Below are 19,406 nucleotides of genomic sequence, written 5' to 3' on the forward strand. Positions count from 1 at the left end.
GCCCGCATGTCCTTTGCCCACCCCGTCCTGCCGCTTGCCCCGGCGGGCGCCTTCGCCCTGTCCTGCGCCATGGCCCCGGCAGATCTGCGGGCCGGGGCGGGGCATGCCACCACCGCCGGCGCCCCGGCAAGGGGCGTCGCCTCCGGCGGGCCGGTGAAGCCGCATGCGCGCCGGCCGCTGCCGCTGCGCGTCGGCACCCGCGGCTCGCCGCTGGCGCTGTGGCAGACCCGCACCTTCCTCGACCTGGTGCTGCATTTCTGCCCCGTCCTGCGCAATGCCAAGGCCTTCGAGGAGCATGTGATCGCGACCTCGGGCGACCGCATCCAGGACCGGCGCCTGGCCGATATCGGCGGCAAGGGCCTCTTCGCCAAGGAGATCCACGAGGCGCTGCTGGACGGCCGCATCGATTTCGCCGTGCACAGCCTGAAGGACCTGGAGACCGAGCTGCCGCCCGGCATCGTGCTGGCCTGCACGCTGAAGCGGGAGGATGCGCGCGACGCGCTGGTGCTCGGCCCCGAGGCGCCGCAGAGCGAGCCCGGCGACCCCTTCGGCGCCATCCCCGCCGGGGCGCTGATCGGCACCGCCAGCCTGCGCCGCCAGGCGCAGCTGCTGCATGCCCGCCCCGACCTGAAGGTCGGCATGATCCGCGGCAATGTCGGCTCGCGCCTCGCCAAGCTGGCGGCCGGCGACTGCCAGGGCACGCTGCTGGCGCTGGCCGGGCTGAAGCGCCTCGGCCTTGAGGAACATGCCAGCGTGGTGCTGGACGCCGATGCCATGGTGCCGGCCGCCGGCCAGGGCATCGTCGGCGTCACCGTGCGCGAGACCGACACCGAGCTGCATGAGCTGCTCTCCGGCATCGAGGACCGCTCGGCCCGCGCCGTCTCCCGCGCCGAGCGGGCGATGCTGGCCGCGCTCGACGGCTCCTGCCGCACGCCGATCGGCGGCCATGCCCGCATCCTGCCGACCGGCGAGCTGCACCTGACCGGGCTGATCGCCCGCCCCGACGGCAGCTTCCTGCTGAAGCGCAGCCTGCATGGCGCGGCGGCCGATGCCGAGCGCCTGGGCCGCGAGCTGGGCGACAGCCTGCGCGCCGACAGCCCCGCCGACATCTTTTCCAGCTAGCCCGCGGGCAGGGTGGATCGGATGCGGGACAGGCCCGGCATCCTGGTGACCCGGCCGGAGCCGGGCAACGCCGAGACCGCCGCCGCGGTGGCGGCGCTGGGCTGGCAGCCGGTGCCGGCGCCGGCGCTGGTGCTGTCCCCGGTCCTGCCCGAGGGCTGGCGCGCGCCGCCCTGCCAGGCGCTGCTGCTGCCGAGCCGCGCCAGCGCCCGCGCGCTGGCCGGCCGGATCGACCCGGCGCTGCCGCTGCTGGCGGTCGGCCGCGGCACCGCCGCCGAGGCGCGCGCCGCCGGTTTCCTGTCCGTCATCGAGGCCGAGGGCGATGCCGTCTCGCTCGTGGCGCTGGCCGCCGAGCGGCTGGACCCCCGCCGCGGCGCCCTGCTGCTGGCGGCCGGCCGTGGCTACAGCCTGCCGCTGGCGGCCGCCCTGCGCGCCCGCGGCTTCGCCGTACAGCGGCGCGCCGTCTACGCAGCGGCCGCCGCGACCAGCCTGCCGCCGCCGACAATTCTCGCGCTCCAGGCCGGAATCGTCCACGGCGCCCTGTTTCTGTCGCCCCGTTCGGCCCAAGTGACGCAGGCCTTGCTGGGCCGCGCGGCCCTGGGCGAAACCGTGCGTGGCATGGTCGCGTTCGCGCTGTCGTCCCGGATCGCCGGGCGGCTGGCGGACATGCCATGGCAAGAGATCCGTGCTACGCGGGAGCCCGATCCCGCGGCGCTGCTGGCCCTGCTTGGCCCGGCGCCGCACCAGGCTTCCGGCCAGCCCGGCCCATTGACCGGAGAAGAGGGGCAGACGAGACGATGAGCGACACGCCGAAAGACAGCCCCCAGGGTGATCGTGGTGATCGTGATCAGGCGCGCGAGGCGAATCGCGACCGCACCCCGCCCGGCCGCAAGAACCCGACCGTCCCGCCGCGCGCGCTGAGCGCCGGGCTGGGCAGCCCCGCCCCGGCGGAGACGCCGAAGCCGGCGGCCCCTGCGACGCCGGGCCCCACCGCTTCGGCCGCCGCCGCGACGACCCCTGCCGCCTCGACCGCCCTCGCGACTCCTGCCGCATCCTCGGCGCCTGCGACGCCGGCCGCGCCGAGCGCCGCCACGCCGAGCCCTGCCACGCCGACCCCTGCCGCGCCGAGCCCTGCGGCACCGTCGCCGGCCGCTTCGCCGAGCCCCGCCGCCCCGCCGGCGCGCGAGCCCCTGCGTCCGGCGGCCGCGACCCCGGCCGCCACCCCGGCCGCCCCGGCGCCCCGTCCCGCCGCCTCCGGCCCGCCGGCCGGCGCCAGCCTGCCGCCTCGCCCGGCGACGCCGCCGGCCGCCGCCGCCGCCACCCCGCCGCAGCCGCCGCGCGCGGCGCCGCCGCAGCCCAGCACCCGCCAGCGGCTGGAGCACTGGGCCCTGCCGGTCGCCTGCCTGGCCGGCGTCTTCGCGCTGGTCGCGCTGGGCGTCGTGCTGTCGCGCGGCCCGGCCGAGCCCGGCGTTCCCCCGGGCCGGGTCGAGGCGCTGGAGCAGCGCCTGGCCCAGCTGCAGCCGCTGGCCGACCGCCTGGCCGCCAGCGAGGCCGCGCTGACCGAGATGCGCCAGGGGCTGCAGGCGCAGCAGGAGGCGGTGCAGGCCCAGCGTGCCGCCGCGCAGACGCAGCAGGCCGAGGCCGGCCAGGCGCTGCAGGCGCTGCGCAGCCAGGTCGAAGGGCAGCGCAGCGACCGCGAGGCGCTGGCCCGCGCCGCCGATGCCCGCATCGCCGAAGCCGAGAACGCGCTGTCGCAGCGCATCACCGGGGCCGAGGCGCAGCTGGCCCAGCGCGTCGCCGCCGCCGAGGCCGCGCTGAACCCGCGCTTCGCCGCGGTCGAGAGCGCCATGCAGCAGCGCATCGCCGCCGCCGAGGAAGCCGCCCGCCAGCGCATGGCCGAGCGTGACCGCCAGCTCGACGCCCGCTTCACCGTGGTCGAGCAGCGCGAATCCCGCCTGACCGCCGCCGAGCGCCGGCTGTCGCAGCTGGTCGCCACCACCGCGACGGCGACCGCGCTGCAGGCCGGCAAGCCGCTTGGCCAGGCGCTGTCCGGCCTGCCGGGCGAGGCGCCGGCCGCGCTCGCGCGCTATGCCACGGCGGTGCCGCCGACCGAGGCCTCGCTGCGCCTGTCCTTCGAGGAGGCCGCCCGCGCCGCCCGCGCCAAGGCCGAGCCCGCCACCGAGGGCCAGGGCCTGCTGGAGGCCGCCGCCACCCGCCTGGGCAACCTGGTCACCGTCCGCCGTGGCGAAACCGTGGTCTGGGGCGACGGCATCAGCGGCGAGCTGGAGATCGCCCGCCGCGCGCTCGACGCCGGCGACCTGCCCGCCGCGGTGCAGCGCGTCGAGGGCCTGCCCGAGCCGGTGCGCGCCGCCATGGCGCCCTGGCTCGACCAGGCGAAGGGCCTGATCGCCGCGCGCGGCGCGCTGGATGCGCTGCGCAGCGGGGGGCAGGGCTGATGCGTCGCGCCATCTGGCTGCTGCTGATCTGCCTGGTCACGGTCGGCGTCGCCTGGGGGCTGATGCGGCTCGGCGGCAATGTCGAGTTCCGCGTCGCCGACTACGAGGTCTATGTCTCGCTGCCGGTGCTGCTGATCCTGACCGTGGTCACCTTCCTGGTGCTGCACGGGCTGATCACCGGCTTCCGCAGCCTGGTGAACTGGCCGGCCCGGGCGCGCGCCCGCCGCGCCGCCCGCCGCCGCGAGCGTGGCGACGCCATGCTGACCCGCGCCCTGGTCTCGCTGGCCGCCGGCACCACGGAGGCCGCGCGCAGCGAGGTGCGCAAGGCGCGCGACCTGCTGGGCGACACGCCGCAGCTGCTGCTGCTGACCGCCGAGGCCGAGCGCATGGCCGGCAACGAGGCCGCCGCGACGCAGGCCTTCGAGGCGCTGGCGCAGCGCGACGATGCCCGCTTCCTCGGCCTGCGCGGGCTGCTGCGCCAGGCGATCCAGCGCGGCGACTGGCCCGCCGCGCAGCAGCTGGCGCGCGAGGCCGAGGCGGCCCAGCCCGGCGCCGCCTGGCTGCGCAGCGAGCGCGCCATCCTGGCCCAGCGCACCCAGGACTGGCGCGAGGCGCTGGCCCTGGCCTCGCCGGAGACGCCGCGCGCGCCGCTGGCCATGGCCGCCGCCACCCAGGAGCCCGACCCGGTGCGCGCCGCCGAGCTGGAGAAGCAGGCCTTCCAGGCCGATCCCGGCTTCGCCCCGGCGGTGCTGGCCCATGCCGCGCGGCTGCAGGCGAACAACAGCACCCGCAAGGCGCGCGCCGCGCTGGAGCTCGGCTGGGCCACCCAGCCGCAGCCGCAGATCGCCGAGGCCTATCTGGCTGGCGAGGCCGATCCGCTGGCCCGCGTCAAGCTGGCCGAGACGCTGGTGCACAAGAACCGCGAGCATCCGGAAAGCCGGCTGCTGCTGGCGCGGCAGTCGCTGCAGGCCGGGCTGACCGGCCGTGCCCGCACCGAGCTGGAGGCGCTGACCGCCGCCGGCACTGCCGATGCCCGCGCCTATCTGGCGCTGGTGGAGCTGGAGCAGCTCGAGCAGGGCGACACCGCCCTGGCGCGCGCCGCCGAGGCCAAGTGGCTGCGCGCCGCCACCGCGGCCCGGCCGGAGCCGCGCTGGCGCTGCGGCCAGTGCGGCACGGTGCATGAGCGGTGGATGCCGGTCTGCTCGTCCTGCAACACGGCGGGGCGGATCAGCTGGGGCTAGCAGCCCGGGGAGCAGTCTCCCCGGGGGCGCCCGCCCCAAGGCAGGCGAGGGGGCGGCAGGCGAGGGGGCGAAGGCCCCTGCAGCCTCTGGCGGATCGGCACGGGCCGGCCCGTGCCGGCCGCGGGCGCTGAGGCGGCGCTCCGGCACCGCCAGGGCACGGCGCCAGGGCCGTCCGGCCTGCCCAGGACGCCTTGCCCCTCAGTGAGTCCTGAAAGGATGCGCCAGCAGCAGCCCGCGCCGCCGGAAGGCCATGCCGACGGCCAGGCCGGGCACCATGGCGGCATGCGCGGCGCTGGTCGGCAGCAGGCGCAGGAAGCCGGCCAGGGCCTCGCGGCGCGGGCTGCGCTGGCTCAGCGCGAAGGCCAGGAGAAGACCGGGTTCCTCGCCGGTCAGCCGCGGCTGCAGCGGGTTGCCGAGGCCGAAATCGCCCAGGCGCAGCACCGCGTCGAGCCAGGGCGCGGCCTCGCCCAGATCCTCGGCGACCAGCGTCAGCCGGGCGGCGGCGAGCGCGGGACGGCCGCGCTGCGCCGCCTCGGACCAGCGGCGCATCGCATCCAGCAGCAGGGACTCGGCGGCCGGCAGGGTCTCCGTGCCGGCATCGGTCCAGGGCCAGGTGGGCAGGCCGTGCGTCGCCATGCAGGACTCTCCGAATAGGGACGGCCCAGGCTGCCGCATCTGAGAATCAGTCGCAAGTTATTCCGGGCGCCCTGATCCCGGAACCGTCTGGTGTCGGGCGGCCTCAGTGACCCATGGCCTCGTCGCGGTGATGTCCGTCCATGCCGACGGCCATGACCAGGTCGGCGCGGTCGATGGCATGGCTCTCCAGCAGCTCCGTCCAGTGGCCCAGGGTCACCGGGTCCATCTCGGTGGCATGGGCGTGGCGATAGACGGCGGCGACGAAGTCGCGGTCGCTCTCATCGGCATGGGCCAGCTGGTATTCGTCGCTGCGCAGGATGGCCTCGACCAGGCCGCGCGCATCGAGCTCGCCGCTGGCCAGCGCATGGCCCCAGCGCGCCAGGTCCCCGGCATCCGGCGGGCGGTCCAGCAGCGTGTCGCAGGCCAGGGCGATCAGCTGGTTGACCGCGGCGCCGGCGGGCAGCACCGGCTCGGTGATCGGCGGGGTGGTCAGCGGGCCGGTGATGTGCAGCTCGACCGGCATGTCGTCATCGGCCAGGCCGCCGGCCACCTGCTGCAGCATGTGCAGCAGCAGGCCGCCATCGCGCTGGGCCAGCGTCGCCTGGACCTCGCCATCGCCGAGCAGGCCGCGCAGCGCATCGGTCAGATCGACGCCATCGGCCATGCCGCCGGACCAGAGCAGCAGCACCGGCCCCTGGCCGGCATGGCCGGGCGCCGAGGCGTCGATATGCACCACCTCGCTGGCGCCCGCCATCTCCGGCAGGGTCAGCCGGCCGGAAGCCAGGTTCTGCTGGTCCTGCGGCGTCAGCCAGAGCAGCTCGCCGCTGGAGACCGAGACATGGGTATGGCCGAAGGCGTCGGTGACGTTGCGCTCGGCCTGCCAGGCCAGCTTCAGGCTGCCCAGCAGCGTGTCCGAGGCCTGGGCGACGAGATGCACCGCCGCCTCGGGCGGCGCCGGGACAGGGATGCCGCCGGCATCCGGCGCGCCGGGCCAGGGCGGGAGTGGAGGCGGGGTCACGGGGGTCTCCGGCAGGGTGACGACGGGGGGCGGGACGACCTCGGGCGGCACGGTGACGACCGGCGGGACGGGGGCGGGCGGGGAAGGTTGCTCTGGCGGCGATGGCGGCGGCGGCGCCGGGGTGGGGGCCGGGTCGACCCAGTCGGGCGGCACGTAGACGGCGGGCGGGGCGGCGACATCCTCCACCGAGCTGGTGTTCAGCACCTGCACGTTGAGGATGAAATTGGCTTCCTGCTTGCCGTCGGAGACCTCGATCATCACCGGGCGGGTGGTGCCGCCCTCGCGCAGCAGGTCGACGCCGTCGCGCAGCTTCAGGACATTGCCGTTGACCACCTCGAAATAGGCCTCGTCGGGCCAGAGCACGCGATAGGTCAGGTTGGCCTTGGGCGTGTCGCTGTCCTTGCCGAACAGGGTGCCGATGACGCCGCCGATATCGGTCTCCAGCACCGAGCCGCCGGCGGAGAAGCTGAGCTCGTAGGGCGGGTTGTCGTCGACGTTCAGCAGGGTGACGCCCCAGCTCTGGCCGCTGTCGATCCAGCCGGCGGCGGTCTTCACCTGCAGGCCGAAGGCGAAGACCGGGGCGGTGGCGAGGGAGAAGGCCTCGCGGTCGAGGGCGCCGACCGGCAGGATGGTGACCGAACCCGTGCCCGCATCGAGCACCGCCTCGAAGCGGTTGGCGCCGCTGCCGGTCAGCCTGACATCGATGATGCCGGTCAGGCCGGACAGCGCCAGCTTCGCCACCCAGTCGCCGGGACGCGCATTCTCGTAGATGGTGTCCGGGACCTCGCCCGAGACCAGCAAAGGCATCGGCCTGGCCGCCTCTCTTCCACTCGGCGGCGGCAGGATCGGCGGCGGGTGTTGCGCGAAGCCTAAGTGCTGGTGCCTCAGCCCCGCAGCAGGCGCAGGGCCAGCCCGGCCAGCACCAGGGCGTTCAGCCCGAAGAGCAGCGCGCTGGCCTGCCGCAGCCGGGGCCCGGCACGCCGGGCCAGGAAGCGGCCGAGCAGGGCCAGCGCGATCAGCGCCGGCATGGTGCCCAGGCAGAAGGCGGCCATGGCCAGCGCCCCGCCGGCGGCACTGCCCGCCGCCGCCGCCGCCGCCAGCGCGCCATAGAGCAGGCCGCAGGGCAGGCCCGCCAGCAGCAGGCCGAGGCCGAAGCCGCGCCAGCCCTGAGGCTCGGCCAGCAGGAAGCGCAGCAGCCTGGCGGGGGGGGCGAGGCCGGGAACCGCAGGCAGCGGCATGGGCAGTCCCAGCCGCGCCCCCGCTTGGCCCAGCATGGCCAGCGCCGCCAGCAGCAGCAGGGCGGCGGGCAGCCGGCCGCCAGTCTCCGGCAGCCGGCCCAGCAGGCCGCCGGCCAGGGCGCCGAGCGTCGCATAGCCGGCCAGCCGCCCGGCCTGGTAGGGCAGCAGCGCGGCGCCGGCCAGCCGGGCGACGATGCCGCCCTCGGCGCCACGGCCGGTCGCGGCCTGGGCCAGCACGAAGGGCGCGCACATGCCGGCGCAATGGGTCAGCCCGCCGGCCAGCCCGGCGAGCAGCAGGGCGAGCAGCAGGGCCGCGGCCTCCTCGGCCCCGGGCAGCGCCAGCGCATGCAGGCAGTCGGCGATCATGCCGGCCGGCTTAGGCGCTCCCCGGCCAGGCCGCCTTGCGCCAGATCAAGGGATGCGGCCGTCGATCCAGTCCTGCCGCCGCAGCCGGTAGAGCAGCTGGCGGCGCTTCGGATGGCCCTCGGGCAGGCGGGGATGCTCGAAGCTGCCGGCGCGGCGCATGGTCAGCCGCTCCATCAGCGCCCAGGAGCGGAGATTGTCCGGCACGGTGAAGGCGACGATCTCGGGGAAGCCGCGCGGGCCGAAGCCATGGGCGAGGGCGATGCGTGCCGCCTCCTCGGCCAGGCCCTGGCGCTGGTAGGCCGGGTTCAGCCGCCAGCCGATCTCCACCGGCGGGTCGGCGGGGTTTTCCCAGGGAATGTGGTCCCAGGAAATTCGCGCCAGGCCGCAAAGGCCGACCAGGCCGGGCCGGTCGTGCAGCTCCAACGCCCAGAAGCCGAAGCCATGGGTGGCGAAGTGATCCTGCAGCCGGGTCAGAAAGAGATCCGATTCCGCGCGCTCCAGCGGCGCCGCGAAGTATCGCATGACGATCGGGTCGGCGTTCATCGCGGCGAAGGCCTCGCGGTCCTCGTCGCGCCAGGGCCGCAGCCGCAGCCGCGGGCCGTTCAGGGTGGCGGGGGCAGGGGGCGATTCGGACATGACCGCCCCAGGCTAGACGGCTTCCCCGCCGCGCCGAAGGGGGTATGGTGGCGGCCAAGGAGGAGATCGAACATGACAGCAGCGCCGGTTGCCTGGCCATCCGTCGAGGAGCTTGCCGCCCGTATCCCGGATGGGGCGATGGTGGCGCTGCCGCCGGACAATTCCCTGCCCTCCGTCGCCCTGGCCAAGGCGCTGATCCGGCGCGGGGTGAAGGGGCTGCGGCTGCTCGGGGTGCCGGTCTCGGGCTTCGCCACCGACCTGCTGATCGGCGCCGGCTGCGTCGCCGAGGTGCAGACCAGCGCGGTCAGCCTGGGCGAGGCCGGCTTCGCGCCGCGCTTCACCGCGGCGCTGAAGGAAGGGCGGATCCGCGTCCGCGACGCCACCTGCCCCGCCATCCACACCATGCTGCAGGCGGCCGAGAAGGGCGTGCCCTTCATGCCGCTGCGCGGCCTGATCGGCAGCGACATCCTGGCCAACCGGCCGGACTGGCGCGTCATCGACAATCCCTTCGCCGAGGGCGGCGATCCGATCGTGCTGCTGCCCGCGCTGTCGCCGGATTTCTGCCTGTTCCATGCGGTGATGGCCGACCGCGAGGGCAATGTCTGGCTCGGCCGCCGGCGCGAATGCGCGACGCTGGCGCATGCCTCGCGCGAGGCGCTGGTCACCGTCGAGCGCTTCTTCGACGGCAATCTGCTGGAGGATGAGCGCTATGCCCCCGGCACCATCAGCGCCACCTATATCGGCGGCGTGGCGCTGGCCGAGCGCGGCGCCCAGCCGGTGGCGCTGCTCGACGAATACGGCTTCGATGCGGCTTACGTCGCGGGCTATGCCCGGGCGGCCAAGACGCAGGAAGGCTTTGACAATTGGCTGGCCGCCGAGCTGGCAGGCGCGGAGAAGGCAGCGTGATCCAGCCCGAGGAACGCCTGGCGGCGGCGCTGGCCGCGCTGATCCTGGACCCGGCCGCGCCGCCGGCCCGCCACATCGCGGTGGGGGCGGCCTCGCCGATCCCGGCGGCGGCCTGCTGGCTGGTGAAGAAGCAGGGCCATCCGGTGCGGCTGTCGCTGCTGCACAAGCGCAGCGGCAATCCCTTCACCGAAGGCTCGCGCGAGCTGTTCGACCTGACCGGGCAGGGCCGCATCGACCTGTTCTTCCTGGGCGGCGGGCAGATCGACGGGCAGGCGAACATCAACCTGATCGGCACCGGCGACTGGCCGGGGCAGGGTACCCGCTTCCCCGGCAGCTTCGGCAGCGCCTTCATGTATTTCATGACGCCGCGCACCATCCTGTTCCGCGAGGAGCATTCGCCGCGCGTGCTGGTGCCGCAGGTCGACAACATTTCGGCCCCTGGTGTCTCGGCCCCTGGTGTGTTCCGGCGCGGTACCGCCCAGGCGCTGGTCACCGGCAAGGGTATTTTTTCATTCGACCCGGCGAAGGCCCGCTTCTCGCTGGCCTCCGTTCATCCGGGCGAGGATGCCGCCAGCATCCGCGCCGCCACCGGCTTCGACTATGACGAGCCGTCCAGCGTGCCGCTCACCGCCGACCCGACGCCGGAGCAGCTTGCCCTGCTGCGCGGGCCGGTCTGCGACGAGATGCTGGAAACCTACCCCGAATTCTGTGCCCGCGTGTTTGCAAGGAAGGCTGCCGCATGACTGACGCTGTTCCCATGGCCGAGGGGAAGGGGCTGGCGCGCTCCGCCGGCGCGCTCGCCGGGCTGAAGGTAATCGATCTGACGCGGGTGCTGGGCGGCCCCTATTGCACGATGATCCTGTCCGACCACGGCGCCGAGGTGATCAAGGTCGAGCCGCCGCAGGGCGACGAGGTGCGCGAATGGGGCCCCCCGTTCCAGGGCGATGCGGCCAGCTATTTCATCGGCGTCAACCGCAACAAGCAGTCGATCGCCCTCGACCTGGGCAAGCCGGCGGGGCGCGAGGTGCTGCTGCGGCTGCTGGAAGACGCCGACGTGCTGGTCGAGAACTTCAAGCCCGGCTCGATGGAGAAATGGGGCCTGGGCTATGATGAAGTCCTGAGCAAGAAATTCCCGAAGCTGGTGCATTGCCGGGTCTCCGGCTTCGGCGCCACCGGGCCGCGCGGTGGCCTGCCGGGCTATGACGCCATCATCCAGGCGATGGTGGGGCTGATGTCAATCAACGGCACGCCGGAGACCAGCCCGGTGCGCATGGGCACGCCGATCGTCGACCTGGCGACGGGGCTGTATTCGTCGATCGGCATCCTGATGGCGCTGCAGGAGCGGGCGCGGTCGGGGCAGGGCCAGTATGTCGACATGACGCTGCATGATTGCGGCATGGCGCTGCTGCACCCGCAGGCCGCGAACTTCCTGCTGAACGACAAGCGGCCGAAGGCGACCGGCAACCCGCATCCGAACATTTCTCCCTATTCGGCGTTCAAGACGGCGAGCTGCGAGATCTTCGTGGCCTGCGGCAACGACCCGGCCTTCAAGAAGTTCTGCGCCTTCCTCGGCCTCGGCGGGCTGCCGGAGGATGCGCGGTTCCGCAGCAATGGCGACCGCGTCGTCAACCGCGACGCGCTGACCGAGATCCTCGAGGCGCGGCTGGCTTCCGAGGACGGGCATGATCTGTGCGACCGGCTGCTGGCTGCCGGTCTGCCTGCCGGCCCGGTGCTGAACGTGGACGAGGCCTTGTCGCAGCCGCACACGGCGCATCGCGAGATGGTCACCGAGCTCGGCGATTTCCGCGCGCTGGGCACGCCGATCAAGCTGTCGCGCACGCCGGGCGGCACCCGCGCCGCGCCGCCGGCCTTCAACCAGCATGGCGATGCCGTGCTGTCGCGCCACGGTTTCTCGGCGGATGAGATCGCGTCCCTGAAGGCCGATGGCATCCTGGTCGAGCGCCGCCGCTAAGCTTTTCTCTTTCCGGAAGAAAAAAGATGGGGGTCTGGGGGAATTCCTTCCCCCAGACTTTTTTTACTTTTGGGTGGTGCCAATGACGTCCCGCCAATGGATGCTGCTGCTGCTGTTGTCGCTGGCTTTCGGCGGCAGCTTCTTCTTCATGGCGGTGGCCGGTGCCGCCTGGCCCCCTTTCACGGTGGTCTTCGCGCGTGTCCTGCTGGCGGCGGGGATGCTGTGGCTGGTGCTGGCCGTCCGTGGCGAGCGCCTGCCCCCGACCGGCCCCGTGCTGCGCGCCTGCCTTGTCATGGCGCTGCTGAACAACCTGATCCCCTTCAGCCTGATCGTCTGGGCGCAGCAGAGCATCCCGAGCGGCCTGGCCAGCGTGGTCAATGCCGCGACCCCGGTCTTCACCGTGCTGGTGGCGCATCTGCTGACCAGCGACGAGAAGCTCAGCGGGATGCGGCTGGCGGGGGTGCTGGCGGGCGTCGCCGGGGTCGCGGTGCTGGCCGGGCCGGCGGCCTTCGGCGCGGGGGCGGAATTCTCTGCGATCCTGGCCGGGCTGGGGGCCTGCCTGTCCTATGCCTTTGCCGGCATCTATGGCCGGCGCTTCCGGCGGCTGCAGGTGGCGCCGCTGGCGGCGGCGGCGGGGCAGACCACCGCCAGCACGCTGCTGGCGCTGCCGCTGATGCTGTTCTGGGACCGGCCCTGGCTGCTGCCGATGCCGGGGCCGGGCGTCTGGCTGGCGGTGCTGGCGCTCGGCCTGGTCTCCACCGGCATCGCCTATGCGCTGTATTTCCGGCTGCTGGCCGAGGCGGGGGCGACCAATACCGCGCTGGTGACGCAGCTGGTGCCGGTGATGGCGATCCTGCTGGGCGTGGTCTTCCTGGGCGAGAGCCTGCTGCCGCGGCATCTGGCGGGGATGGCACTGATCGCCGTCGGCTTCTGCCTGATCGATGGCCGGCTGTTGCGGCGGGGCGCGGCCTGACACGCGGCCTCCGGTCAGCGCCGGGTGGCACTGACCGGGTGGCGCTGACCCTGTGGGCCGGCAGGCTGCCCGTGCCTCAGGCCGCCTGGATGCCCTTGAGGAAGCGGTCGACGCCGGAATTGAGCGAATCGGTGGTCTGGGCCACCTCGCTGGAGGCGGCCCGCAGCTGGTCGGCGGTGCGGCCGGTGGTCTCGGCGGCACCCTGCACCACGCTGGTCTCCCGCGAGACGGCGGCGGCGGCCTGGGCGGTGCCGGCGATGGTGCGGGCGATCTCCTGCGTCGCGGCGCCCTGCTGCTCGACGGCGGCGGCGATGGCGGCGGCGGTCTGGTCGATCTCGGAGACGACGCTGGCGATGCTGCGGATCGCCTCCACCGCCAGGCCCGTCGCGCCCTGGATGGCGCCGACCTGCTGGCCGATCTCCTCCGTCGCCTTGGCCGTCTGGCTGGCGAGGTTCTTCACTTCCGAGGCGACGACGGCGAAGCCCTTGCCGGCCTCGCCGGCGCGGGCCGCCTCAATGGTCGCGTTCAGCGCCAGCAGGTTGGTCTGGCCGGCGATGTCGGCGATCAGGCGGACGACGTCGCCGATGCGGTTGGCGGTGTCGGCCAGCTCGCGCATCGTGCGGTCGGTCCGCTCGGTCTCGCTGACGGCGTTGCGGGTGACCTCGGCGGCGCGTCCGACCTGGCGGGTGATCTCGCCGATCGAGGCGGTCAGCTCCTCGGTGGCCGCGGCCGCGGTCTGCGCGTTGGAGGAGACGCTCTGCGAGGCCTGGGAGAGGGTGGTGGTCAGGCGGGTGGCGTCCTCCGCGCTGCGGGTCATCTCGCTGGAGGTGCCGGCCAGGCGCTGGGCGGCGGCGTGCAGGGCGGAAAGGCCGCGCCTTGTCTCCTCGCCGAAGCTCCGCACCATGGCGTCGACGCGCTGGCCGCGCTCACGCCCCTGCTGGTCGCTGCGGGCCTGTTCGGCGGCCAGCCGCTCGGCCTCGCGCACCTTGGTGCGGAAGACTTCCAGCGCCTTGGCCATGGCGCCGATCTCGTCGGGGCGCTCGCGGTCGGCCGCGCCGATGGTGACATCCAGGTTGCCGCTGCTCATTGCTTCCATGCTGCCGGTCAGGCGCTGCACCGGCAGGCTGATGCCGCGCACCAGGCTGACCGCCAGCAGGCCGATCAGCAGCGTGCCCAGCAGCAGGGTGCCGCTGATCATCCAGAAGGCGCTGGAATAGGTGGCGCCGGCCAGTGCCGCGGCGGCTTGGCCGCCGTCGATGTTGAAGCGGCGCAGCGCCTGCAGGGCCTGGGCGAAGTTGCGGAAGCTGTTCTGGCCGGCGTTATCGATCATCCGGCTGGCGTTGGCCTGATCGCCGCTGCGGCTGGCTGCCAGGATGGGCCCGACATTGCGGAAGTATTCGCTCCAGCTGCGGTTGACGGTGTCGAAGAGTGCACGCTCCTCGGCGCCGGCGATCAGCGGCACATAATCGGCCAGCGCCTTCTCGACCTGCTGGCGCTCGGCCTCGATGTAGCGATCGGTCTCGGCTATGGCGGCGGCCTCGGTCTGCAGCACGTGGCGGACCACCAGCTGCCGCAGCCGCAGCGCCGTCTCGGTCGCCGTCGAGATCTGCGTCAGGCTGGGCAGCCAGTTGGTGGCCATGTCCGCCGCCGCCTCCTGCACGGTGCTGAGGCGCTGCAGAGCGAAGCCGCCAAGGCCGGCGAAGCTCAGCAGGATGACGGAGAGCGCAGCGATCAGGCGGGTCTTGAGGGTCATGGGACTCGGGCCAGGGATTGCTGCCCGAAGCCTGCCCGCAAACCGGTAAAAATCAGGTGCAGCGGCGGGGGCGCGGTGCCGCCGCTTGTGCCGGCGCCGCGGGTCCTCGCCGCGGCGCCGATCCGGCGGCCTCAGCCCAGGGTGCGGGCCAGCAGCTCGGCGGTGCGGCCATTGGCGATGGTGGCGGCGCGTCCGTCCCAGCTATGGCCGCCCATGCGGGCGAAGGCATGGTCAACGCCGGGATAGACATGCACCGCCGCCTCGGCCTTGCCGGCCAGGCCCTGCTGGATGGCGCTCCGCGCCTCGGCGGGCACGAAGCGGTCGAGCTCGGCGATGTGCATCAGCAGCGGGTTGCTGATGCGGTCGGCGCCGGCGACCAGCCCCTCGATGCCCACGCCATAATAGGAGATATTGCAGTCGGCGTCGGAGTCGGTGGCCATCATGAAGGCCAGCCTGCCGCCCAGGCAGAAGCCCATGGTGCCGGCCTTGCCATTGCAGCCGGGCATCACGCGGACGGCGGCCAGCGTCGCCTTCAGGTCCTCGACCCCCTTGGCCTGGTCGAAGCCGTTCATCAGCGCGAAGGCCTGGTCCCATTCCTCCTTGCTGCCATCGGTCAGCTGGATGCCGGGGGACTGGCGCCAGAACAGGTCGGGGCAGATGGCGATGAAGCCCATGTCGGCGACCCAGTCGGACAGCGCCCGCATGGCGTGGTTCACGCCGAAGATTTCCTGGATCATGACGACCGCGCCGGTCGGCACCGTCTTGGGCATCGCCAGATAGGCGGCGAAGCTGCCGCTGCCGTCGCTGGCCGGGATGGTGATCTCGGGCATTCTTGCGGTCCTTCCAGAGAGGCGGGCAGGATAGCCGGAAGCGGGCAGGGCGGAACCCCATCGCAGCATTGTCACGCAGCGGCATGACGGATGGCCTGTCACCGGGGGGCGTGCCATCATGCCCGCTTCCGCTGCTTGCAGAGAATGCCGATGCCCGTCTCCCGCCCCGATTTCCGCGAAGCCATGGCGCGCCTGGGCGCGGCGGTGAACGTCATCACCAGCAGCGGCCCGGCCGGCCGCGCCGGGCTGACCGCCAGCGCCGTCTGCTCGGTCACCGACGAGCCGGCGACGCTGCTGGTCTGCATCAACCGCAACAGCACGCAATATGCCGCCTTCAAGCAGAATGGCGTGCTCTGCGTGAACGTGCTGGCCGGCGGGCAGCAGGAGATTTCCAACCATTTCGCCGGCGCCACCGGTGCGGTGACGGCCGAGCAGCGCTTCCAGATCGGCGCCTGGAGCACGCTCGAGACCGGCGCCCCGGCGCTGGAGGGTGCCGCGGTGTCGCTCGACTGCGTGATCGACGAGGTGCTGGAGAAGGGGACGCATGGCGTGTTCTTCGCCGCCATCCGCGCCATCCGGTTGGGTGACAAGGCGCCGGCGCTGATCTGGTGGCAGCGCGACTACCACCACCTGCCGCACCCCGCCGCCTGATGCTTCTCTCGGTTGTGGCAGCCTCGGTGGGCTGCCACGGCCGGGCGCGGCGTCAGGCCTCGGCGATGATCTCGCGCACCAACGGATAGACCTCGTTGGCCCAGCGGCGGCCGCTGAAGACGCCGTAATGGCCGGCGCCGATCTGCAGGTGGTTGCGCTTCATGGTGTGGGGCAGGTTGCTGCAGAGGTCGAGCGCCGCCGCCGTCTGGCCGATGGCGCAGATGTCGTCGCGCTCGCCCTCGACGGTCAGCAGCCGGGTGCGGCGGATCGCCTCCGGCCGCACCGGCCGGCCGCGATGCGTCATCCGGCCAACCGCCAGCTCATGCTCCTGGAAGACGCTTTTCACCGTCTCCAGGAAGAACTCGGCGGGCAGGTCCATGACGGCGAGATATTCGTCGTAGAAGCGGCGATGCGCGTCGGCCAGCTCGGAATCGCCGCCGACCAGGTTGCGGAACTGCTCGAGATGCGCGTTGACGTGCCGGTTCATGTTCATCGACATGAAGGCGCTGAGCTGCAGCACCCCCGGATAGACCTTGCGCCCGCCGCCCTGCAGCCGCCAGGGCACGGTGTGGATCAGGTTCTTCTCGAACCAGTCGATCGGATGCTCCTGCGCCAGCGCATTGACCTTGGTCGGCAGGATCCGGGTGTCGATCGGCCCGGCCATCAGCGTCATGCTGTGCGGGGTGGCGGGGTTGCGGTCCTCCGACATCAGCGCCACCGCGGCCAGCACCGGCACCGCCGGCTGGCAGACCGCCAGCACATGGCCGCCCGGCCCAATCGCCTCCTGGAAGGCGATGACATGGTCGACGAACTCGTCCAGCCCGAAGCGGCCCGCCGACAGCGGCACGTCGCGGGCATTGATCCAGTCGGTGATGTAGACGTCGTTCTCGGGCAGCAGCACCTGCACCGTGCCGCGCAGCAGCGTCGCGAAATGGCCGGAGATCGGCGCCACCACCAGCACCTTCGGCTGCGGCACCTCGACCGCCTTACGGAAATGCAGCAGCCGGCCGAAGGGGGTGGCCAGCGCGACCTCCTCGGTCACCGCCACCTCCTCATTGCCGACGCGGACGGTGGTGAAGCCGAAGGGCGGCCGCTCATGCGTGACAGCGGCGGTGCCGAGCAGCTCGAGAGCGGCGGTGAGCTGCCGCAGGGCGAAGGTCTCGGGCCGCCCGGTGTCGAACTGCCGCAGCACCGCGCCGGTGCCCCGGGCGAACTGCCGGAAGGGAGCCATCAGGTCCTGCTGGGCCTGATACAGCTGGTACATCATCCGTGAGAAGCCTTTCCGCGCGCAATGGCCAAGCCGCAGTATTCCGGCCGGCTTCCTGCCGCCGCCTCGGCGAACGGTAACGAAAATGTTCCCTCGCCGCGAGGGGCATGTTGACCGGGCATAGATGACCATTTCGTCAATCGTAGAGCGCGCCTAAGGTTGCACCGTCATCGCGTGGGAGTGTTCCGTATGGCCGAGGCCCGCCTCCTGATCAGCAGTCGAAACTACTCCTCCTGGTCGCTGCGCGGCTACCTGCTCTGCCGCATGGCGGGGCTGACCTTCACCGTGGAGACCGCTCCCGCCGACGATCCTCAGGCCCGGGCCGAGTTGCTGTCGCGCAGCTCCACCTTCCGCCTGCCCTGCCTGGTGCGCGGGCCGGTGAAGATCTGGGACAGCCTGGCCATCGCCGAACAGCTGAACGAGGAATTCCCCGAGGCGCATCTGCTGCCCGAGGGGCGCGTCGCCCGCGCCCATTGCCGCTCGATCGCCGGCGAGATGCATGGCGGCTTCACCGCGCTGCGCGCCTCGCTGCCGCTGAACATGCGCGCCCGCCGCCCGGGCTTCCGCGTCTGGTCGGGCCCGGCCGCCGATATCCGCCATATCCAGGACATCTGGGAGGATGCCCTGGCCCGCTCCGGCGGCCCCTGGCTGTTCGGCGCGCGGCCCTCGATCGCCGATGCGATGTATGCCCCCGTCGCCAGCCGCTTCCTGACCTATGGCGTGACGCTGCCCGGCCCCGCCGCCGCCTATCAGGAGAAGCTGCTGGCCTGGGCGCCGATGGTCGAATGGATGGTCGAGGCCGAGCGCGAGCCGGAAGCGCTGGCGGAGATCGAGGGGGACTTCTGACGGCCCTTCCGCTGGCCGACGGGCTGCCGCCGGCGGCTGCGGCCCGCGCCGCCGCGCGCCGGGCCGGGCGGCAGCGCCGGGACCGGCGTCAGACCGACTCCCCCGCCGCCCAGCCGCTCGCCCAGGCCCACTGGAAATTATAGCCACCCAGCCAGCCGGTGACGTCCACCGCCTCGCCGATGACATGCAGCCCCGGCACCGCCTCGGCCGCCATGGTCCGCGAGGAGAGGGCGGCGGTGTCGACCCCGCCCAGCATCACCTCGGCCTTGGCATAGCCCTCGGTACCGGAGGGCGAGAGCGGCCAGTGCGACAGGGTCTGGCCGACCCGGCGCAGGTCGCGGTCGGTCTGCCGGGCCATCGGCGCATCGGGCAGCCAGGCGGCGGCCAGCGCCTGGGCCAGCCGGGCCGGCAGCACCTCGCCCAGCACGGTGCGCGGCTCCGCCTTGTGGCGGGACTGTTTTCTGTCGATCAGCAGCGCCTGGGCGTCCTGGCCGGGCAGCAGATCGAGGGAAATCGCCTCGCCCGGATTCCAGGCCGAGGAGACCTGCAGGATCGCCGGCCCTGACAGCCCGCGATGGGTGAACAGCACCGCCTCGGGGAAGCGGTGCCGACCGGCCCGGGCGATGGCGGGAACCGCCAGGCCCGAGAGCGGCCGCATCAGCTCCAGCAGCGCGCCGTCGAAGGTCAGCGGCACCAGGCCGGGGCGCGTCTCGGTCAGCGCCAGGCCGAAGCGGCGGGCGATGTCGAGCGACAGGCCGGTGGCGCCCATCTTGGGAATGGAGAGGCCGCCGGTCGCCAGCACCAGGGCGGGCGCCGCGAAGACGCCGCGGTCGGTGGTGACGGTGAAGGCATCGGCCCGGGCGACATCGGTGACGCGATGGCCGAGGCGGAGCTCGACGCCGGCGGCCGCGCATTCGGCCAGCAGCATGGCGACGATCTGCCGCGCCGAGCCGTCGCAGAACAGCTGGCCCAGCGTCTTCTCGTGCCAGGCGATGCGGTGCTTCTCCACCAGGGCGATGAAATCGGCTGGGGTGTAGCGGCGCAGCGCCGATTTGCAGAAATGCGGATTGGCGGAGAAGAACCGCTCCGGCGTGGTGCCGGTGTTGGTGAAGTTGCAGCGCCCGCCGCCGGAAATCAGGATCTTCGACCCCGCCTGCGGCGCATGGTCGAGCACCAGCACGCGCCGGCCGCGCTGCCCGGCGCGCATCGCCGCCATCAGCCCGGCCGCCCCGGCCCCGAGCACCACCACGTCATAGGTCTGCATGGCGCGGCTTTAGCGGATCGACCGGGGGGAGCGCCAGCAGAAGCCATCTCCCGGAAACTATCCCCAGAACAGGTGGACGAAGCTGGGGATAAGCCGCCGGACGGCATGGGGATGGCGGCGGAGCTTTCCTGAACCTTTGCGTCCGGGACAGGGGGTCCCTGGGAAGGCCCGCCGGCGATGTTGCGTTCCTGCACCATGCCCCGCCGGCGCCCCCTGCGCGGCGCGTGCGGGCGC

General features: G+C 73.1%; 18 protein-coding genes. 10 read left to right on the plus strand and 8 right to left on the minus strand.

Going from position 1 to position 19,406, the window contains the following annotated elements; genetic code table 11:
- Nucleotides 1–6 precede the first annotated feature (6 nt).
- Genes hemC through WFI16_RS03200 form a run of 4 tightly spaced genes read left to right on the plus strand, consistent with a single transcriptional unit; the run spans nt 7 to nt 4,816 of the window.
- Nucleotides 7–1,122 (plus strand): hydroxymethylbilane synthase, encoded by a 1,116-nt coding sequence (gene hemC, locus WFI16_RS03185; protein WP_419896343.1) that lies wholly within the window; start codon nt 7–9, stop codon nt 1,120–1,122.
- A 21-nt stretch (nt 1,123–1,143) separates the two neighbouring features.
- Complete coding sequence (locus WFI16_RS03190) at nt 1,144–1,920, plus strand: uroporphyrinogen-III synthase (RefSeq protein WP_419896344.1); 777 nt, start codon at nt 1,144–1,146, stop codon at nt 1,918–1,920.
- Nucleotides 1,917–3,575, plus strand: coding sequence for a COG4223 family protein (locus tag WFI16_RS03195; RefSeq protein WP_419896345.1), 1,659 nt, complete (start codon nt 1,917–1,919; stop codon nt 3,573–3,575). The genes WFI16_RS03190 and WFI16_RS03195 overlap by 4 nt, the downstream gene beginning before the upstream one ends.
- Nucleotides 3,575–4,816 carry a heme biosynthesis HemY N-terminal domain-containing protein gene (locus WFI16_RS03200; protein ID WP_419896346.1) on the plus strand — a complete coding sequence of 414 codons (1,242 nt, stop codon included), beginning with the start codon at nt 3,575–3,577 and terminating at the stop codon, nt 4,814–4,816. The genes WFI16_RS03195 and WFI16_RS03200 overlap by 1 nt, the downstream gene beginning before the upstream one ends.
- Before the next feature lie 198 nt (nt 4,817–5,014).
- On the opposite strand, the gene WFI16_RS03205 is transcribed toward WFI16_RS03200, so the two are convergent.
- From WFI16_RS03205 to WFI16_RS03220, 4 genes are all read right to left on the minus strand, one after another.
- On the minus strand, nt 5,015–5,452 hold the full coding sequence (locus WFI16_RS03205; protein WP_419896347.1) for a hypothetical protein: 438 nt from the start codon (nt 5,450–5,452) through the stop codon (nt 5,015–5,017).
- A gap of 103 nt (nt 5,453–5,555) precedes the next feature.
- Nucleotides 5,556–7,277: a DUF4214 domain-containing protein gene (locus tag WFI16_RS03210; RefSeq protein ID WP_419896348.1), complete on the minus strand. Its 1,722-nt coding sequence runs from the start codon at nt 7,275–7,277 to the stop codon at nt 5,556–5,558.
- A gap of 77 nt (nt 7,278–7,354) precedes the next feature.
- Nucleotides 7,355–8,074, minus strand: coding sequence for an urease accessory protein UreH domain-containing protein (locus WFI16_RS03215; protein ID WP_419896349.1), 720 nt, complete (start codon nt 8,072–8,074; stop codon nt 7,355–7,357).
- A 45-nt stretch (nt 8,075–8,119) separates the two neighbouring features.
- Nucleotides 8,120–8,710, minus strand: coding sequence for a GNAT family N-acetyltransferase (locus tag WFI16_RS03220; protein WP_419896350.1), 591 nt, complete (start codon nt 8,708–8,710; stop codon nt 8,120–8,122).
- Nucleotides 8,711–8,782: 72 nt separating this feature from the next.
- Between WFI16_RS03220 and WFI16_RS03225 the strand changes: the two genes are divergently transcribed.
- The 4 genes from WFI16_RS03225 (at nt 8,783) to WFI16_RS03240 (ending at nt 12,561) form a co-directional block, all read left to right on the plus strand.
- Nucleotides 8,783–9,616, plus strand: a complete 834-nt coding sequence (locus tag WFI16_RS03225) for a CoA transferase subunit A (protein ID WP_419896351.1) — start codon at nt 8,783–8,785, stop codon at nt 9,614–9,616.
- On the plus strand, nt 9,613–10,359 hold the full coding sequence (locus tag WFI16_RS03230; RefSeq protein WP_419896352.1) for a CoA-transferase: 747 nt from the start codon (nt 9,613–9,615) through the stop codon (nt 10,357–10,359). The genes WFI16_RS03225 and WFI16_RS03230 overlap by 4 nt, the downstream gene beginning before the upstream one ends.
- Nucleotides 10,356–11,588, plus strand: coding sequence for a CaiB/BaiF CoA transferase family protein (locus tag WFI16_RS03235; protein ID WP_419896353.1), 1,233 nt, complete (start codon nt 10,356–10,358; stop codon nt 11,586–11,588). The genes WFI16_RS03230 and WFI16_RS03235 overlap by 4 nt, the downstream gene beginning before the upstream one ends.
- 82 nt (nt 11,589–11,670) lie before the next feature.
- A complete protein-coding gene (locus WFI16_RS03240) occupies nt 11,671–12,561 on the plus strand; it encodes a DMT family transporter (protein ID WP_419896354.1) in 891 nt (296 codons plus the stop codon).
- A gap of 76 nt (nt 12,562–12,637) precedes the next feature.
- Here WFI16_RS03240 and WFI16_RS03245 read toward each other — a convergent pair whose 3' ends face one another.
- Complete coding sequence (locus WFI16_RS03245) at nt 12,638–14,314, minus strand: methyl-accepting chemotaxis protein (RefSeq protein ID WP_419896355.1); 1,677 nt, start codon at nt 14,312–14,314, stop codon at nt 12,638–12,640.
- Between the two features lie 131 nt (nt 14,315–14,445).
- Nucleotides 14,446–15,144, minus strand: a complete 699-nt coding sequence (locus WFI16_RS03250) for a dienelactone hydrolase family protein (protein ID WP_419896356.1) — start codon at nt 15,142–15,144, stop codon at nt 14,446–14,448.
- Between the two features lie 150 nt (nt 15,145–15,294).
- On the opposite strand from WFI16_RS03250, the gene WFI16_RS03255 reads away from it, so the two are divergent.
- Nucleotides 15,295–15,795 (plus strand): flavin reductase, encoded by a 501-nt coding sequence (locus WFI16_RS03255; protein WP_419896357.1) that lies wholly within the window; start codon nt 15,295–15,297, stop codon nt 15,793–15,795.
- Between the two features lie 52 nt (nt 15,796–15,847).
- Here the strand turns inward: WFI16_RS03255 and WFI16_RS03260 are convergent, their stop codons facing one another.
- Entirely contained in the window at nt 15,848–17,059 is a 1,212-nt protein-coding gene (locus WFI16_RS03260) for a polyhydroxyalkanoate depolymerase (protein WP_419896358.1), read from the minus strand.
- Nucleotides 17,060–17,251: 192 nt separating this feature from the next.
- Between WFI16_RS03260 and WFI16_RS03265 the strand changes: the two genes are divergently transcribed.
- Nucleotides 17,252–17,908, plus strand: a complete 657-nt coding sequence (locus WFI16_RS03265) for a glutathione S-transferase (protein ID WP_419896359.1) — start codon at nt 17,252–17,254, stop codon at nt 17,906–17,908.
- 88 nt (nt 17,909–17,996) lie between these two features.
- On the opposite strand, the gene WFI16_RS03270 is transcribed toward WFI16_RS03265, so the two are convergent.
- Entirely contained in the window at nt 17,997–19,172 is a 1,176-nt protein-coding gene (locus WFI16_RS03270; protein WP_419896360.1) for an NAD(P)/FAD-dependent oxidoreductase, read from the minus strand.
- Between the last annotated feature and the right edge of the window lie 234 nt (nt 19,173–19,406).

It is taken from the genome of Roseomonas sp. USHLN139, from assembly GCF_037145735.1.
Classification (GTDB): domain Bacteria; phylum Pseudomonadota; class Alphaproteobacteria; order Acetobacterales; family Acetobacteraceae; genus Pseudoroseomonas.

Coding starts and splice junctions, on each gene's coding strand:
- hemC (WP_419896343.1), top strand. CDS start 7: ATGTCCTTTGCCCACCCCGTCCTGCCGCTTGCCCCGGCGGGCGCCTTC.
- WFI16_RS03190 (WP_419896344.1), top strand. CDS start 1,144: ATGCGGGACAGGCCCGGCATCCTGGTGACCCGGCCGGAGCCGGGCAAC.
- WFI16_RS03195 (WP_419896345.1), top strand. CDS start 1,917: ATGAGCGACACGCCGAAAGACAGCCCCCAGGGTGATCGTGGTGATCGT.
- WFI16_RS03200 (WP_419896346.1), top strand. CDS start 3,575: ATGCGTCGCGCCATCTGGCTGCTGCTGATCTGCCTGGTCACGGTCGGC.
- WFI16_RS03205 (WP_419896347.1), bottom strand. CDS start 5,452: ATGGCGACGCACGGCCTGCCCACCTGGCCCTGGACCGATGCCGGCACG.
- WFI16_RS03210 (WP_419896348.1), bottom strand. CDS start 7,277: ATGCCTTTGCTGGTCTCGGGCGAGGTCCCGGACACCATCTACGAGAAT.
- WFI16_RS03215 (WP_419896349.1), bottom strand. CDS start 8,074: ATGATCGCCGACTGCCTGCATGCGCTGGCGCTGCCCGGGGCCGAGGAG.
- WFI16_RS03220 (WP_419896350.1), bottom strand. CDS start 8,710: ATGTCCGAATCGCCCCCTGCCCCCGCCACCCTGAACGGCCCGCGGCTG.
- WFI16_RS03225 (WP_419896351.1), top strand. CDS start 8,783: ATGACAGCAGCGCCGGTTGCCTGGCCATCCGTCGAGGAGCTTGCCGCC.
- WFI16_RS03235 (WP_419896353.1), top strand. CDS start 10,356: ATGACTGACGCTGTTCCCATGGCCGAGGGGAAGGGGCTGGCGCGCTCC.
- WFI16_RS03240 (WP_419896354.1), top strand. CDS start 11,671: ATGACGTCCCGCCAATGGATGCTGCTGCTGCTGTTGTCGCTGGCTTTC.
- WFI16_RS03245 (WP_419896355.1), bottom strand. CDS start 14,314: ATGACCCTCAAGACCCGCCTGATCGCTGCGCTCTCCGTCATCCTGCTG.
- WFI16_RS03250 (WP_419896356.1), bottom strand. CDS start 15,144: ATGCCCGAGATCACCATCCCGGCCAGCGACGGCAGCGGCAGCTTCGCC.
- WFI16_RS03255 (WP_419896357.1), top strand. CDS start 15,295: ATGCCCGTCTCCCGCCCCGATTTCCGCGAAGCCATGGCGCGCCTGGGC.
- WFI16_RS03260 (WP_419896358.1), bottom strand. CDS start 17,059: ATGTACCAGCTGTATCAGGCCCAGCAGGACCTGATGGCTCCCTTCCGG.
- WFI16_RS03265 (WP_419896359.1), top strand. CDS start 17,252: ATGGCCGAGGCCCGCCTCCTGATCAGCAGTCGAAACTACTCCTCCTGG.
- WFI16_RS03270 (WP_419896360.1), bottom strand. CDS start 19,172: ATGCAGACCTATGACGTGGTGGTGCTCGGGGCCGGGGCGGCCGGGCTG.